Annotated in this window: 13 protein-coding genes; 12 read left to right on the forward strand and 1 reads right to left on the reverse strand. The window is 63.4% G+C overall.

The window, feature by feature from the left end; translation table 11 throughout:
- Nucleotides 1-8 precede the first annotated feature (8 nt).
- The 8 genes from CXY70_RS18300 to CXY70_RS05560 all read left to right on the forward strand — a co-directional run bounded on the left by CXY70_RS18300 (nucleotide 9) and on the right by CXY70_RS05560 (nucleotide 9753).
- A complete protein-coding gene (locus CXY70_RS18300; protein ID WP_233205759.1) occupies nucleotides 9-1598 on the forward strand; it encodes an iron ABC transporter permease in 1590 nt (529 codons plus the stop codon).
- The gene (locus CXY70_RS05530; RefSeq protein ID WP_104191391.1) at nucleotides 1598-2905 is read left to right on the forward strand and encodes an ABC transporter ATP-binding protein; all 1308 of its coding nucleotides are present in this window, start codon (nucleotides 1598-1600) and stop codon (nucleotides 2903-2905) included. The genes CXY70_RS18300 and CXY70_RS05530 overlap by 1 nt, the downstream gene beginning before the upstream one ends.
- Before the next feature lie 234 nt (nucleotides 2906-3139).
- Nucleotides 3140-4177, forward strand: a complete 1038-nt coding sequence (locus CXY70_RS05535; protein ID WP_104191392.1) for a carbohydrate ABC transporter permease — start codon at nucleotides 3140-3142, stop codon at nucleotides 4175-4177.
- A gap of 170 nt (nucleotides 4178-4347) precedes the next feature.
- Nucleotides 4348-5205 (forward strand): carbohydrate ABC transporter permease, encoded by an 858-nt coding sequence (locus CXY70_RS05540; protein ID WP_104191393.1) that lies wholly within the window; start codon nucleotides 4348-4350, stop codon nucleotides 5203-5205.
- 57 nt (nucleotides 5206-5262) lie between these two features.
- Complete coding sequence (locus CXY70_RS05545) at nucleotides 5263-6630, forward strand: ABC transporter substrate-binding protein (protein ID WP_146066072.1); 1368 nt, start codon at nucleotides 5263-5265, stop codon at nucleotides 6628-6630.
- Nucleotides 6631-6732: 102 nt separating this feature from the next.
- Nucleotides 6733-7560 carry an HAD family hydrolase gene (locus CXY70_RS05550; RefSeq protein ID WP_158250920.1) on the forward strand — a complete coding sequence of 276 codons (828 nt, stop codon included), beginning with the start codon at nucleotides 6733-6735 and terminating at the stop codon, nucleotides 7558-7560.
- A complete protein-coding gene (locus tag CXY70_RS05555; RefSeq protein WP_104191396.1) occupies nucleotides 7550-9013 on the forward strand; it encodes an MBL fold metallo-hydrolase in 1464 nt (487 codons plus the stop codon). The genes CXY70_RS05550 and CXY70_RS05555 overlap by 11 nt, the downstream gene beginning before the upstream one ends.
- A 2-nt stretch (nucleotides 9014-9015) precedes the next feature.
- Nucleotides 9016-9753 (forward strand): endonuclease/exonuclease/phosphatase family protein, encoded by a 738-nt coding sequence (locus CXY70_RS05560; protein WP_158250921.1) that lies wholly within the window; start codon nucleotides 9016-9018, stop codon nucleotides 9751-9753.
- Between the two features lie 55 nt (nucleotides 9754-9808).
- On the opposite strand, the gene CXY70_RS05565 is transcribed toward CXY70_RS05560, so the two are convergent.
- Nucleotides 9809-11134, reverse strand: a complete 1326-nt coding sequence (locus CXY70_RS05565; protein WP_255412018.1) for an MATE family efflux transporter — start codon at nucleotides 11132-11134, stop codon at nucleotides 9809-9811.
- Nucleotides 11135-11493: 359 nt separating this feature from the next.
- Here CXY70_RS05565 and CXY70_RS05570 point away from each other — a divergent pair, with 359 nt between their 5' ends.
- The 4 genes from CXY70_RS05570 (at nucleotide 11494) to CXY70_RS05585 (ending at nucleotide 15525) form a co-directional block, all read left to right on the forward strand.
- A complete protein-coding gene (locus tag CXY70_RS05570; RefSeq protein ID WP_104191398.1) occupies nucleotides 11494-12609 on the forward strand; it encodes an NAD(P) transhydrogenase subunit alpha in 1116 nt (371 codons plus the stop codon).
- Nucleotide 12610: 1 nt separating this feature from the next.
- The gene (locus CXY70_RS05575) at nucleotides 12611-12949 is read left to right on the forward strand and encodes an NAD(P) transhydrogenase subunit alpha (RefSeq protein WP_104191399.1); all 339 of its coding nucleotides are present in this window, start codon (nucleotides 12611-12613) and stop codon (nucleotides 12947-12949) included.
- Nucleotides 12950-12951: 2 nt separating this feature from the next.
- The gene (locus tag CXY70_RS05580; protein ID WP_104191400.1) at nucleotides 12952-14373 is read left to right on the forward strand and encodes an NAD(P)(+) transhydrogenase (Re/Si-specific) subunit beta; all 1422 of its coding nucleotides are present in this window, start codon (nucleotides 12952-12954) and stop codon (nucleotides 14371-14373) included.
- Between the two features lie 225 nt (nucleotides 14374-14598).
- Nucleotides 14599-15525 carry a 5'-3' exonuclease gene (locus CXY70_RS05585; protein WP_104191401.1) on the forward strand — a complete coding sequence of 309 codons (927 nt, stop codon included), beginning with the start codon at nucleotides 14599-14601 and terminating at the stop codon, nucleotides 15523-15525.
- The last annotated feature ends 32 nt before the right edge of the window (nucleotides 15526-15557 follow it).

Genomic DNA, 15557 nt, shown 5'->3' on the forward strand with positions numbered 1-15557 from the left:
TGCGCCGGGTGCCTCTCGTGACCGAGTTGCTTATTCCGCCGCCCGAAACGGATGCCCCGGCACCGTCCCGCGCGCCCGGTCGGTATCACTTCGGCGCGCCGCCCTGGCTGCTCGTGCTTGCCGCGCTCTGCGCGGCGACCGCCGCCATTCCGCTGGTCTACCTCGTTGTACGCACGACCGAGGCGGGGCTCACCGAATTGCTGGACACCCTGATGCGCCAGCGCGTGCTTCAGCTCACGGTCAATACGGTGCTGCTCGCCGCGACCGTCACCCTGTCGTGCCTCGTGCTCGGCACGGTCTGCGCGTGGGTGCTCACGCGCATCCGCCTGCCTTTTCAGCGTACGTTGCTGCTGGTTTCCGCGCTGCCGCTCGCGGTTCCAAGCTATCTGGCCGCTTACGGCTGGCTGGTCTGGTTTCCCCACCTCAATGGGTTCTGGGCCAGCTGGTTCGTCATGACCATGGTCTGCATCCCCTACGTGACGCTGCCGGTCGCTGCGGCGCTGCGCGGGGCATCCGCAGATCTGGAATCGGTGGCCCGCACCCTCGGTCGTGGCCCGTTTCGCGCGTTCGCAGCCGCGACCTGGCCGCAGATTCGCCCGGCTGCGATCGCCGGGGCACTGCTGGTGTGCCTCTACTCGCTGAGCGATTTCGGGCTGGTCTCGATGCTGCGGTTTCAGACGCTCACCTGGGGAATCAATGCCGCCTACGGTGCGAGTTTCGACCGCAACCAGGCCGCGCTGCTCGCCCTCGTGCTCGTCGTGCTCGCCCTCGTGGTCGTGGCCGGCGAACGTCGCAGCCGCCGCCAAGTCTCCAGTGTTCCCGGTCGCAGTACCATGCCGGTGCGCGCACCCGGTCATACCTGGCCCATCTACGTCACGCTGCTTCTCGCCGCGCCGCTCGCCGGGGTCGTGGTTCCCGTGGTCGGCTTGCTCAGTCGCCTGCTCGAGGCCGAAACCCTGCGCGCTATCGATGTGTCACGTTTGATCGAAGCGATTGGCGCGACCCTCGGGCTGGCCCTGGCGGCCGCAGTGATCGCGGTGCTCGTGGCGCTGCCGATCGCCGCGCTCGCCGCCCGGTACCGCGGAAGGCTGGTCGCCATGATCGAGGCCGTCGGCTTTCTCGGCCATGCTCTTCCCGGCATCGTCGTGGGCCTCTCCCTCGTATTCTTCGCGCTTGCCGCGGTGCCAATGTTCTACCAAACCTCGCTCGTGCTCGTCTTCGCCTACGTTGTTCTATTTATGCCGCGCGCCATCGGCAGCGTGCGCAGCGGCATCGCGGCGGTACCGACGAGCCTCGGTGACGTTTCGCGCATGCTCGGTCTCTCACCGTTTCAGGCCTGGTGGCGGGTGACCGCACGCCTCGCCTTGCCCGGCATTGCGATCGGCGCACTGCTCGTGGCCATCTCGGCCATGAAAGAATTGCCAGCGACGCTCCTGCTGCGGCCGACGGGTATATCAACGCTCGCGACCGAGTTGTGGAGCCGCACGGCCCTGTTCGAGTTCGGCGCTGCGGCGCCATACGCGGCGGCGCTCGTGCTCGTGGCGATGGTGCCCGCGGTCCTGCTGTCCGGCATCCGCGGCACAGCAAGGGAGAACTAGTGGGCTGGGTAACGATCGAGGCGCTGAGCGTCTCTTATGGTGACACGCATGTGCTTGACGACGTCAGCCTGCGCATCCCGCGCGGCTCACTCGTGGCCGTTCTCGGTCCAAGCGGATGCGGCAAGACCACCCTCCTGCGCGCGGTCGCGGGGCTGTTGCCGGTCGCGTCCGGCACAATCAGGGTCGGTGGGCGCCTCGTCACCGGCCCCGGCGTGCAGCGCGCTCCGGAAAAGCGCGGCATGGGCTGGGTTCCCCAGGACGCCTCCCTGTTTCCGCACCTGTCGGTGGGCGAAAACATCGGCTTCGGACTGCCGCGCACGAAGCAGAACGACGACCTTTACTGCGAACCCGGCGAGGCTTCTGGCCGAGTCGGCGGACTGCTGGCCGGACTCACCCGGCGTGGTCGCGCCAACCGCGCCCGACCGGCGTCGGGGCTGGCCGGAACAGCGGCCCACGCGAGCCCCCTCGCCGCCGTACCGATCAGCCCCGACCGCGGCCGCCAGACCAGCCGCGCGGCCCGCATCATTGAGCTCGCTACCATGGTGGGCCTGACCGAACTCGTGGATCGTGCCCCCTCGCAGCTCTCCGGCGGTCAGGCCCAGCGGGTGTCGCTGGCCCGGGCGCTCGCTCCCCGGCCCGACCTCATGCTGCTCGACGAACCGTTCGCGGCCCTCGACCCGCTGCTGCGTTCGGCCCTGCGCACCGAGGTCGCTGCCCTGCTGCGTGGGCAGCACAACACGAGCCTGCTCGTGACCCACGATCAGGAAGAGGCGCTGTCCCTCGCCGACTTCGTGGCCGTGATGCGCGGCGGCAAGATTCTGCAATTCGGCACCCCAGCGGATGTCTATGAGCGCCCGGTCGACCCCTGGGTCGCCGGGTTCGTCGGCGACACCGTCGAACTCGACGGCCAGTGGAAGGACGGCAGGGTGGAGTGCGCCCTGGGCTCACTCGCAGCGGACTGGATGGGCGTGCCGGCCGTGCACGTGAAGCCAGAACGAGAGCGTCCGTTAGGTGGGCCGATGGGCGAGCGGGGCGCAGCGCTCACTCCCGCCGATGGAACGGGCGTGAGCGTGCTGCTTCGCCCCGAATGGCTGACCCTGGGCGCGCGAGGTTCGGCGCAACCCACAACGGATGCCGTCGTCACAGCCATCGCCTACGCCGGCCACGATGCCCTGGTCAGCCTCGCTCTCGGAGACGCTGAGAAAACGGCGGTGCGCGCGCGCATCGCAGCGCCCGACCTGCCCCGCATCGGTGACCGCGTGACGCTCGGCATTTGCCAGAACGCCCTGGCCTACCCGCTCGGTTAACGCCGTCCCTGTAGATCGTTGCCACGGCTGGTTGGCACGTGTCACTTTTCATGAGGCGCAGCCTTAGGGAAACAATTGAGTGTGCCGCGTACATCGCGCGCGCGTTGCATTCCGTTGCCTCTATTAATGCCGACGTAACCCCGCGTCTTCTTTGGAGACACGTTTGATTATTGTCTGATTCACCTTGATTTCTTAACGTAACTCCTATCAAGTACTGGAGGCGGGAAATCAGAGATGTCAACAGTGAGCATGATGCGTCTGCGACGCAAACGGCGACGGCTGGAGCGAATCTGGCTCCCAACATTATATTTAGCGCCGACGCTGCTGCTGTTGTGGGCTTTTGATATATACCCCATTTTTCTTTCAGCGTGGATGAGTCTGTGGCGCTGGGGCATCAAGGCGGAAGAATTCATAGGTCTAGATAACTACAGCAGAGTTTTCGACGAGATTGGCAGTGGCCCCGGTGGTACCCCTGGCGAGGTAGGCAACAGCCTTCTCGTTACGGCCTTTTATGTGGTCGGCACCGTGCCGGTGACGATAATTATCGCCTTCGTCATTGCCAATATGCTGAATTCAAGAATTCGCTTCCTGGCAGTTCTTCGTACCGCATACTTTGTTCCGTACATTACGTCGACCGTTGCTGCTGGCCTGGCTTTCGTTTGGCTCCTTAACCCTCAAATTGGTGTGTTGAATTCTGCCCTCGAGTCCGTTGGCTTACCAGCGCAACAGTGGTTGCTGGATCCAGAACCTGTAGGTCCCAAGGTCCTTTCCATGTTCGGTATTGGTTGGTCAGAAAACCTGCCGGGATTCTTGGAAGGACCCAGCGTTGCTTTGGTATGCGTCATTGTCTTCAGCGTGTGGAATTCGTTGGGTTTTGCTGTCGTCATCATCCTTGCTGGTTTGGTCACGATTGATCCCCAAGTGAAAGAAGCCGCCCGGATGGACGGCGTGAACTCCTGGCAGATGGCCACCCGCATCACGATGCCGTTGGTATCGCCCACGCTGTTTCTTCTGCTCATCGTTTCTACGATTAGTTCTTTTCAAAGTTTCAACGAGGTCTACGTGTTGACCAGCGGCGGTGGCTACGGGGCAGGCGCCGGCTCTCCGCTGGATTCGACCCTGACGCTTCCCGTGCTCATTTTTCGCCACCTCTACGAGCGCCCCAGTTCGGTGGGTTTCGCAGCGGCGCTGTCCATGCTGCTGTTTGTTCTGGTGCTGGGTGTCGTTCTCCTGCAGTTTCGACTTGCGGAGCGGCGTGTGCACTATGAATAGACCCCGCCGTAATTTCGCGTCAGCATCCCATCACATTCAAAAGGCGGAACACCCCTGTGGCACTTCAGACGATTGAGCGAGCGCCGAGTGAGATAGCTCAGCAGTACTTAGGTGTCGACAATTCGACGAGGCCTGCGCGAAAACATTCGGCTCCGCGGTGGTATCGAGGAGTGCGCCGAGTAATCCTGTATTCCGTTCTGATCGCCGGTGCGGTGGTCATGCTGTTCCCATTCTTTTGGATGGTTTCTAGCTCATTGAAGACATTCCAAGAGGTGAATCTGTCGCCGCCAACGATGCTGCCGGCAGACCCGCAATGGTCTAATTACGCGGAAGCGTGGGGGTCGCCGCCTTCAGGCTTCGGGCGCTATTTCTTAAATAGTCTCGTGGTTGCCGTCGTTGGCACCGCAATACAACTGTTCACTGGAATTATGGCAGCTTATGCATTTGCCCGTTTGAAATTCCGGTTCAGTAATGTGCTGTTTATGCTCGTTCTAGCAACGATGATGATACCGTTCGAAACGAGAATTGTTCCCAATTATGTGCTGATTCGCCAGATTCCTTTAATGGGTGGAAATGATATTTTCGGGGAGGGTGGTGCCGGCCTATACGACACCTATGCGGGAATGATCTTGCCCGGTGTCGCCAGTGCATTTGCCGTTTTTTTGCTGCGCCAGGCTTTTATGGCAGTTCCTCGCGATTATTGGGACGCCCTGCGCATGGATGGCGCATCTCACTGGACATTCCTTTGGCGCGTACTTATTCCTATGACCATGCCTGCGGTGCTGACCGTGGTGTTGTTTGGATTTATCGGGCGGTGGAATGAACTCTTGTGGCCGTTGATCGCCACCCAGAGCGAATCTATTCGGCCCGTGCAACTTGGACTGATGTTATTTTCCGGCGATGAGGGGTCGCTGTACCACCTGCTAATGGCTGCGACGACGTTGGTTGCGGTGCCAGGCATTTTCTTCTTCTTATTCGTTCAACGCCGGTTCATAGAAGGGCTCACGGCCTTTGGTGTCAAAGGTTAGCTATTTATTATCTGGGTTCTGTCACGTCCCCAGCCTGAACACAAACGATTCCACTACGTGCATCGGAGGCACAAACCAATGAATATAGCTAAAAAAACTGCTCTGACTTCATTCTTCCTCGCTGGAACCCTTCTGCTTACTTCTTGTGGCCTGGGAGCCGCTGCCAGTTCCGGTGAGGCGGCCATCAGTGCAGAAAGTGTTGATGGTACTGATCTGCCCACAGGGGTGGAGATTGATTTCTGGCACATCCAAGCGACCATCTATGGTGAGGCGATCACAGAGATGGTTCAGGAATTCAACGCCACCAACGAGTGGGGGATCGTGGTGAACGAGTCATTCAAAGGGTCCTACCAGGAGCTGAATCAGGCCGTCCGAGCGGCTCTCGCCGGTGGGGGCGCCCCCGATGTGTCGATGGCGTATGAGAACGATGTGCTTGAGTACGTGGCAAATGATGTCATCGTGCCGTTGGACTCGTATCTGGAGAGTGATAATTTTGGCGTCTCCGAAGACGACCTGGGAGACCTCGTCGACGGTGTCCTGGCCCGGCAGAGAGTGGATGCCTATGACGGGCATACCTTGTCGTGGCCCCACGGAAACTCGAGCATGGGTCTGTATTACAACGCTGACTTGTTTGCTGAGGCCGGCATCGCCGAGCCGCCGGTCGACTGGGACGAATTCTTGGCTCAAGCCCGTCAGCTGAAGGAAACGACCGGCTTGGCCTACGCGGCTATGGGGCCGGCCAAGAACGCTGTCTTTTACAACATGCTGCGATCCAAAGGCATCACGCCCTATGACACAGGCGCGGCGACGACCGAATTCACTTCGCGGGAGTCGATTGAATCGTTGGAGTTGCTGTCACAGCTCTTTACGGAGGAGCTCGTCTACACGGCAGCAGACACCGAACAGGAGTTCACTAACGAGCGCACCGCCACCGAGATTGGGACGACAGCGCGCACTTCGACGAAAATTGACCAGATTGGCGACAAGTTCGATTGGTCCGTGGCGTTGACTCCTCAAGAAACCGATGAGCCCATTACCCAGCTGTTCGGAGGCAACCACGTCATTCTGGCCTCAGCGGATCCCGAGCAGGAGCTTGCTGCCTGGCTATTCATGCGATGGTTTGCCGATACCGACGCACAATCCATCTATGCTGCCCGAACCGGCTACTCGCCGGCCGTGAAAAGCGCTTTGGACACTCCGCTGTTGAGCACGAATTACCAGGAAAACCCGCAGAAAGCGGATGCTTTCGAGAATGTATTTGTCAACGCGCAGATCATGCCTCCCACTGCGGCTGGCAATGCAATCGACGACATGGTCACGGGAATTGTCGAAGAAGTTGTTTTGGGTTGGGTGACACCGCAGGAAGCGGCCGAGCGGATGGACGCTGAGGCGACCAGACTGCTTCAGTCCGCACCGCAGAACTGAGTATCGACTATGTCAACGACTTCGACACAGGCAAGCCCAACGCCGATTATCCCAAGGACGACCAACCTGACGCGGCCGACCCCGCTGGACAAACTTGCTGACGTGAAAGTCGTGCTTTTCGACCTTGACGGCACGCTGCACGATGACCCTCGAGTCACCGATTATTACGCGAGGATCCTGGAAGAGGACATGCCTGGCGGCACAGGTCGCGGCCTTCGAGACGAGGTCACCGACGTTATCCAGGGGAACCATCCCGCCGCGCGGCCGGGTTGTTTTGTGGAACCGACCCTCGGAATCGCGATCAACGCCCCGCACTGGACCGCGGAAACAGCAGTGGACTGGGTGGGCAATCCGGTGTCTTTGCCATCTGATCTACCCCCCGGTCCGATTCGCCATGATGGAGCGTTGCGTTACCTGGGCGACCACTGGCAAATAATAGGGGCACTGGCGGCGCGGCGCGGCGCGGACGCCCGCTCACTGCGTGAGGCCTTCGTGCGTGCTCGCCGTTTTGCCAATGACCCCAGCACTACGCTCATCCGTTCTGAATCTCTGGATGAAGTGCTACAGCGCCTCAGCCAGGGGCGCCGGCTCTTGCTGGCCACCAACACCACCGAAGAGCTTGCCCGACCCTTGGTGCAACGACTGAATATGCGCCCGACCTTCGAAGTAATACGTTTCGATGCGCATAAGCCTGCGGGCTGCGCGGAATTGATCGCCCACGCCAAAGAGCAGTGGAACACTGCGCCTTCGGAAGTTTTGGTGATCGGCGACAACCTGTGGAATGACTTGCTTCCCCCAGCCGAGCAGGGCTGTCGCACAGTGCACATAGACCCGCTCGGAATGGACCTATCGAGGCGCTGGTCCAGTGCCCGCTTTGACAATTTTTCGGCCTTCGCGGCCGCACTGAAGGAGATTCCCGATGGCATCTGATACCGAACCGAACCTCACATTCTTCAACGGAACCAGCACGATCGGAGGGGTCCAGGCTTCGGTCCAAATCGGGGATTCCGCGGTATTTTTTGACTTTGGAATAACACCGAATCCCACCGGCGCCCTGTTCTCCCGTTCCTCCCCGGCGCCCGTAGTGGGCAGTCTGGCGGCACATTTACGGGCCGGGATGGCACCGCTCGTGGAAGGTCTCTACGACCCGGCTCAGCTCGCAGCAACCGGTGGGAGCGTTGCATCTACCGTCGAACCGATGGCCGGGCGGGGAAGGATGTTGGACCAGTCATCCGTTCTGGAGCACGCGAAAAACACGGCAATCTTCGTCAGCCACATTCACAATGACCACTGCGAGCTGCTCCCATTTGCCAGCCCCGATGTGCCCGTCCTGATGAGTGCCGACAGCGCAGCCCTGTATGCCGGGCTGACCGACGTGGGGGCGCTGCGCCCCACCCCGGCTTCGGTCCGCGGTCTGGTTGATGGCGAACACGTCTCCATTGGCGGGATGGACCTCGAACTGATCCACGTTGACCACGACATTCCCGGAGCAGCAGGTTTTATCCTTCAGGCCGGGGACCGGCGAATCGCCTGGACTGGCGATTGGCGCGCTCACGGCCACGTACCTGAACGCATGGCAGCCTTCGCCGAGCGGGCGGCGGGGGTAGACCTGTTGATCACCGAAGGCACAACGCTCCGACCTGACTCCAGCCCGGCTCAGTCTCTTTCGGAGACCGAAGTCGCCCAGAGGGCAGACCGGATCCTGACCACCACCGACGGATTAGCCTTCGTCACGCCCTATCCCCGCAACCTTCGCCGTTTAGCGAGCCTGCGTGATGCGGCCGCAGCAAACGGCCGGACTTTGGTTCTGCGACACGAAACACTCGCCGGATGGCGTGCCGCCGTCACACACGGATTATCCGCCCCGCACCCGAACGACGGTGGTGCCCCTGTCGCAGTGTTAGCCACCGGAGATGCGAACACGCACCCCACGGCCGGCCATACTCAGGTCACGATTGACGATCTCCGCCAGAACCGCAACGATTTCCTGGTAGAACTGCAGGTTCCCGACCGTTGGGTGGCACTGGCCGTCGGGGCTGGACCCGATGATGTGCTGATCCACAGCAACGGACAGCCGCTGGGCTCCTGGGACCCGGAATGGACGTCGCTCATGGCATGGGTGCAGGCCCTCGGCCTGGACTTTGTCTGGCTCGACTCCGGCGGGCATGCCGCTCCCGACGACCTTGCCTGGCTCGTTGAAACGATACGCCCTACGTCAATAGCCGCCGTGCACAGCGCGCACCCGCAACTCTTCCCGCGCACCTCAGCGCAGCTCATCCTTCCCACCCGCGGACAGCCCTTCACGCTCTCCGACCGCCTCCCGCGTGCGCTCGGAACGCGCGGCGCGGATGTTGAAAGGACCATGATTCCATGCGTTTTGTAGTAATGACACACAATATTTGGGCTGACAACCGCTGGCCAGATCGCGAGCTGGCACTTCGCGCCCTGCTGACTGCGCGTCGCCCCGACATCTATGCCGTGCAGGAACTCCGGCCCGTAACGCGCGACGTGATCGACAGTGTGCTCACCGGGCACCGAAGGGTAGACGACGACGAACGCGGATGGAGCCATGAAAGCTCGATTTGGTGGAACGCCGAGCTATTCACCGAGGTCGAGCACGGTGCGTTGGATATCGGAATCGGTGTGGATGAGACCCATCACGACCGGAAACTCTTCTGGGTTCGGCTCGCTACAGAGGATGGCACGACAATCGTCGTCAGTACCGCGCACTTTGCTTTCCCTGGGACGGAGCGTGAGCTCACCGAACATGTCAACCCGCGGATCGCCCAATCGGAAGCAGCAGGAGTTGCCCTGGAAACACTGGGTGCGCCTGGTGAACCAGTGCTCTTCATGGGCGACCTCAACGAGTCGTGGCACGTTCTCCGAATACTGCACGCAGCAGGTCTGCACGATTCCTACTCCGCTCTGGGGGTCGTACCCGGACCCACCTGGCCCACTGTTCCTACCTGGCCGACGCCCACCGCGCCGTGGGTCATCGACTTTCAATTTCATCGGGGCAACGTTCGTGCGCTGACGACAGAGATAGTTGACTTTTTCCACGGAGATATCGCACCGTCAGACCACAAACCCGTGGTCACCACATACGGGTTTGACATCGAGTAGCTGCGCGGGCTCAGCGTAGGGGCGTTGGCGGCTTCTGCCTATACGCGGCGCGACGTCAGCGCGCGCCGATGACCATCCAGGTCATCGTGCGTGCGCGCAGGCTGAGGGTCACGGCGCGGGCACCGAGGTAGCCGAGCGCGAACGTGGCCATGAGCAGCGCGAGCCCGGCCGCGCCCGCCGGCGCCCAAACCAGTACCGCTCCGGCGAGCGGTACGAAGACCGCGAGGTTGATCAGGCCGGTCAGCGCGAGATATCGGGCATCGCCGGCACCAATGAGCACGCCGTCGAGTACGAACACCACCGCGCCGAGGGGAACGGATGCCCCCAGTACGATCAGCGTCAGCGGCAGCAGCTGCGTCACAGCCGTGGCATTGGTGAACACCTGGCCGAGTACCCCGCTCGTGCCGATCACGACGACGGCGAGCACGAGCCCGGCGAGCAGGCCCCATTCGAGGCAGCGGCGCAGGACTGCACGCACCCCCGCCACATCCGCGGCACCGAGGCCGCGGCCCACCAAAGCCTGGGCGGCGATCGCGAGGGCGTCGAGGGCAAAGGCGAGCGTTGCGAACAGGGTCATCGCGATCTGAAAAGCGGCGAGTTCGGGGGAGCCGAGCTGGGCGGCCACGAACACGGCGAGCAGCATGGCGGCGCGCAAACTGAGCGTGCGCACAAACAGCCAGCCTCCGCTCTTAGCGCCGAGTAATAATCCGGCTCGGTGCGGGCGCAGCGGGGCGCTCTGGCGCCTGGCATGCTGGGCGACCACGACGAGGTAGACGAGGGCCATGCCCCACTGCGCCACGACGGTGCCAACGGCCGACCCCGCAATGCCCCAGCCGAGCAGGTAGATGAACACGTAGTTGAGCGCAATGTTCGCACCGAAGCCGAATCCGGCGACGTAGAGCGGGGTACGGGTGTCCTGCAGGCCGCGCAGCAGCCCGGTTGCAGCGAACACCAGCAGCATGGCGGGCAGGCCGAACATCGAGATGCTGAGATAGGTGGCGGCATCCGCTGTCACGGCCGGTTCCGCACCGAACGCGCCGACGAGTACCGGGACGGCGAGCAGACCACCGGCCGCGAGAACGACGCCGAGGCCGACGGCGAGCCAGAGCCCATCGATGCCGACGGAGACTGCCTTGCGCGTGTCGCCGGCGCCGAGCCAGCGGGCCACGGCCGGGGTGGTGCTATAGGCGAGAAAGACCATGAGGCCGATGATGGTCTGTAGCACCGCGCTCGCCAGGCCGAGGCCGGCCAGCGGGGTGGTGCCAAGGTGTCCGACCATGGCCGAATCTGCCAGCAGAAACAGGGGTTCGGCCATGAGCGCGCCGAGCGCGGGCACGGCGAGCCGCAGAATGTCGCGGTCGATGGGCTGTGCCCGAAAAATGTTGATGCTTCGACTCTACGGTGGGGCCCGGGTTGCGGTCGCAGGGTTACCTGCGTGCCACCAGCCGGTCAGCCGCGAACCGGATTCCGATCGGGCACGATTTAGCAATGTCGTGACTTCAATGTCGCAAATTGTTAAAAATGCCGAATATTTCACGATTGGCGCACTCAAAATGGGAGCACACCGCGCTCGATCCCGCTATGTTCGACCCAGGAGCTGCTGCTGACCGTGGAGGCTCCGGGCACACTCTGCCGCGCCGGGGATATCCTTCCCGGCCTTGAGTGCCCCCTCCCCGCGGGGAGGTTTGCCGCCTCATCGTTGAGCGTGCCGACTTCCTCATTGCTTCGAAAGGCTCCACTATGCCTGATCCCCAGCTGTCCCCGGAGGCGCCCCGTGTTGGCGTCGTGCGTGAGAGTGGCCCGGACGAGCGGCGCGTTGCCCTCGTGCCCCGGGCCGTCGCGTCCCTCGTTGCACAGGGGTTCGTTGTTGTTGTCGAGCCCGGTGCGGGAGCCGAGGCCCTCATGGGGGATGACCTCTATCGCGCCGCCGGTGCCACCATCGGTGACGCCTGGAGTGCTGACATCGTGCTCAAGGTCGCTCCGCCCAGCGACGCTGAGATTGCCCGCCTGTCGGCGGGCGCGACCCTGATCGGGTTTCTCGCGCCGCGTAACGCGGACACCAAGATCGGCGCACTGCGGGATGCCGGCATCGTCGGTTACGCGATGGAGGCGATTCCACGCATCTCGCGGGCCCAGGTGATGGACGCGCTCTCGTCGCAGGCCAACGTAGCCGGCTACAAGTCGGTCATCCTCGCTGCATCGCTGTCGACCCGGTTCTTCCCGATGCTCACCACGGCGGCGGGCACCGTCAAGCCGGCCAGTGTGCTCGTGCTCGGCGTCGGCGTGGCCGGGCTGCAGGCGCTCGCGACCGCCAAGCGGCTCGGCGGTCGGGCAACCGGCTACGACGTGCGTCCGGAGGTCGCCGACCAGGTGCGATCGGTGGGTGCCCAGTGGCTCGAGGTGGGGATCGACGCGGCCGGTGACGGCGGCTATGCCCGCGAACTCACCAACGACGAACGTGCCGAGCAGCAGGCCGCGCTCGAGACGGCGATCTCCACGTTCGACGTCGTCATCACGACCGCTCTTGTGCCGGGGCGTCCGGCGCCGCGACTGGTGACCGCTGCGGCCGTGCACGGCATGAAGGCGGGTAGTGTCGTCATCGACATGGCGGGCGAGACCGGTGGCAACTGCGAGCTCACCGTGCCCGGTGAGACCGTGATCGTCGATGGTGTCACCATTGCGTCGCCGTTGAATCTGCCCTCGACGATGCCCGAGCATGCCAGTGAGCTGTATTCGAAGAACCTCACCGCGCTGCTCGAGCTGCTCGTGCGGGACGGCCGACTCGACCCCGACTATTCCGACGACGTGGTGGCGCTCTCCTGCGTCACGCGTGACTCCGTCTCGAACAGGATCTGACATGGACTACACCGGCTTTCTGGCGAACATCGCCATCCTCGTGCTCTCGGGCTTCATCGGCTTCGCCGTCATCTCCAAGGTGCCCAACACCCTGCACACCCCGCTCATGTCGGGCACCAATGCCATCCACGGCATCGTCGTTCTCGGCGCCCTCGTCGTGCTCGGCACAGCCGAGAACCCGGGCCTGCCGTTGCAGATCATCTCGTTCGTAGCGATCGTGTTCGGAACCGTGAACGTCATCGGCGGGTTCGTTGTGACCGACCGGATGCTTGCGATGTTCAAGACCCGCCCCGTGCACACCAACACCACCACCACGAGCGCAACCGACGGGAAGAACTGATCATGGAGATCCTCGTCTACGCCCTCTACATCGTCGCGTTCGCGATGTTCATCCTGGGTTTGTCGGGGCTGACCGCCCCGAGATCTGCCGTGCGCGGCAACAAGATCGCCGCGGCAGGCATGGCCGTCGCGTTCGTGGCGACCCTGATTCACATCCGCGAGACCAGCAGCTGGCTGATCATCATCGCCGCCCTCGTCGTGGGCGTGATCATCGGCATCCCGCCCGCCCGCAAAGTGAAGATGACGGCGGTGCCGCAGCTCGTCGCCCTGTTCAACGGCGTCGGTGGCGGAACGGTCGCCCTCATCGCCTGGGGCGAGTTCATTGAAAGCGACGGCTTCACTGGCCTGCACGTCGCCTCCGGCCCGGTGCTGCCGCTCGTGATCGCCTCGCTCTTCGCCGCGATCATCGGGTCGTTGTCGTTCTGGGGCTCGATCGTGGCGTTCATGAAACTGCAGCAGATTCTGCCCGGGCATCCGCTGTCGGTGGGCCGACTGCAACAGCCACTGAACGCGATCCTGTTCCTCGGCTCGATCATCGCCGCCGTCATTGTCGGCATCGGCTCGGTCGGTTCCGGCGCCGACCCGGTCTGGTTCGGCGTGATCCTCGTTTTGGCGGGCATCCTCGGGGTCACAACCGTGCTCCCGATCGGCGGCGCGGATATGCCCGTCGTCATCTCACTCTTGAACGCGCTCACCGGCCTGTCGGCGGCGGCGGCCGGGCTCGCGCTCAACAACATCGCGATGATCGTCGCCGGCATGATCGTCGGGGCGTCGGGTAGCATCCTCACCAACCTGATGGCGAAGGCCATGAACCGGTCGATCCTCTCGATCGTGGCCGGGGGGTTCGGCGGCGGCGGCAGCAAGGGCGCCTCTGCGGCGGGCAGCGGCGACCAGATCGCCAAATCCACCTCGGCAGCGGATGCCGCCATCAAGCTCGCCTACGCCAACCAGGTCATCGTCGTGCCCGGCTACGGACTCGCCGTCGCCCAGGCCCAGCACGCCGTGAAGGACATGGCCAAGGTACTCGAGGCGCGCGGGATCGAAGTCAAGTATGCGATCCACCCGGTAGCCGGGCGTATGCCCGGGCATATGAACGTGCTCCTGGCCGAGGCCGATGTCTCCTACGACGCGATGAAGGAGATGGACGACATCAACGACGAGTTCTCCCGCACCGATGTCACTCTCGTTATCGGTGCCAATGACGTCACCAATCCCGCGGCACGCACCGACCCCAACTCGCCGATCTTCGGCATGCCCGTGCTCAACGTGACCGAGTCCCGGTCGGTGATCGTGCTCAAACGCTCGATGAGTTCGGGCTTTGCCGGCGTCGAGAATCCGTTGTTCTTTGGCGAAAACACCACCATGCTCTTCGGCGACGCCAAGAAGTCCGTCGCCCAGGTGACCGAGGAACTTAAGGCGCTGTAGCTGGTCCGCCCGTTGCGGCTCTGGGTAGTACCTCGCTGCCGTCGCCGCGCCACCTGTGGGTGGCCGCGCCACCTGGAACTGGCGCGGCTGCCCGCATCTGGCGCGCCGACCCGTGCCGAGCCCCGCCACCACCGCTCATGACCCCGTCAAGTTGACCGGGGCGCGGGCATCCGTTCGGCGGAATGTGGCACACTGCTCGCCGTGACCCCCCAACCCGAGCGCCGCATGCTCCTCGACACCGCAGCCCTGTACTTTCGTGCGTTCTACGGCGTGCCCGACACCGTGCGCAGCCCGGGCGGAGCACCGGTGAACGCCGTGCGCGGACTGCTCGACATGATCGCCCGGCTTGCCACCGAGTTCGAGCCGACCGAGATCGTGGCCTGCTGGGACAACGACTGGCGCCCGCAGTGGCGGGTCGACCTCATCCCCACGTACAAGACTCACCGGGTCGCCGCCGAGGCTGCAACAGATGGCGATCCCGCGATCGAATCGGTGCCCGACCTGCTCACTCCCCAGGTTCCGGTCATCCGTGAGGTGCTGGGCGCGCTCGGTATCCCCATCGTCGGAGCCGCGCGGCACGAGGCCGACGACGTGATCGGCACCCTGGCCTCGCACGCATCGATCCCCGTCGACATCGTCACCGGCGACCGCGACCTGTTTCAGCTCGTTGACGACTCTCGACAGGTGCGCGTCATCTATACCGGCCGCGGTATGTCCCGGCTCGAAATATTGACGGATGCCTCCCTCACCGAAAAGACCGGCGTCAGCCCGGCGCAATACGCCGATTTTGCGGTCCTTCGCGGCGACGCCTCCGACGGGCTGCCCGGAGTCGCCGGGGTGGGGGAGAAGACGGCGGCGACGCTGCTGGCCTCCTGGGGTTCTCTGGACGGCATCGTGGTGGCCGCCGCCGACCCAGGCGCGGTTATGGGGGCATCCGTTCGTGCGAAGATCGTCGCCGCCGCCGACTACCTCACGGTTGCCCCGACCGTCGTGCGGGTGGTGCGCGACCTCAACCTGCCAGCGTTCGACGCACGCATCCGCTCGAGCACACCCGACCAGGTTGCCGCGCTCGATCGGTTGGCCACGGACTGGGGGCTCGGTGCCTCGATGACGCGCGCCCGTGAGGTGCTGCACAGACGAGTCAGCCATTAGTCAGTCAGTTGGCACGAGCAACCCGGCAAATA

The organism is Cryobacterium sp. Y82 (genome assembly GCF_002929495.1).
In the GTDB taxonomy this organism is placed as follows: Bacteria; Actinomycetota; Actinomycetes; order Actinomycetales; family Microbacteriaceae; genus Cryobacterium; species Cryobacterium serini.

Excerpts from the sequence above, each read along its gene's own strand:
- CXY70_RS05575 (WP_104191399.1), top strand. The coding sequence starts at position 12,611 with ATGGACTACACCGGCTTTCTGGCGAACATCGCCATCCTCGTGCTCTCG.
- CXY70_RS05580 (WP_104191400.1), top strand. The coding sequence starts at position 12,952 with ATGGAGATCCTCGTCTACGCCCTCTACATCGTCGCGTTCGCGATGTTC.
- CXY70_RS05535 (WP_104191392.1), top strand. The coding sequence starts at position 3,140 with ATGTCAACAGTGAGCATGATGCGTCTGCGACGCAAACGGCGACGGCTG.
- CXY70_RS05555 (WP_104191396.1), top strand. The coding sequence starts at position 7,550 with ATGGCATCTGATACCGAACCGAACCTCACATTCTTCAACGGAACCAGC.
- CXY70_RS05570 (WP_104191398.1), top strand. The coding sequence starts at position 11,494 with ATGCCTGATCCCCAGCTGTCCCCGGAGGCGCCCCGTGTTGGCGTCGTG.
- CXY70_RS05585 (WP_104191401.1), top strand. The coding sequence starts at position 14,599 with ATGCTCCTCGACACCGCAGCCCTGTACTTTCGTGCGTTCTACGGCGTG.
- CXY70_RS05560 (WP_158250921.1), top strand. The coding sequence starts at position 9,016 with ATGACACACAATATTTGGGCTGACAACCGCTGGCCAGATCGCGAGCTG.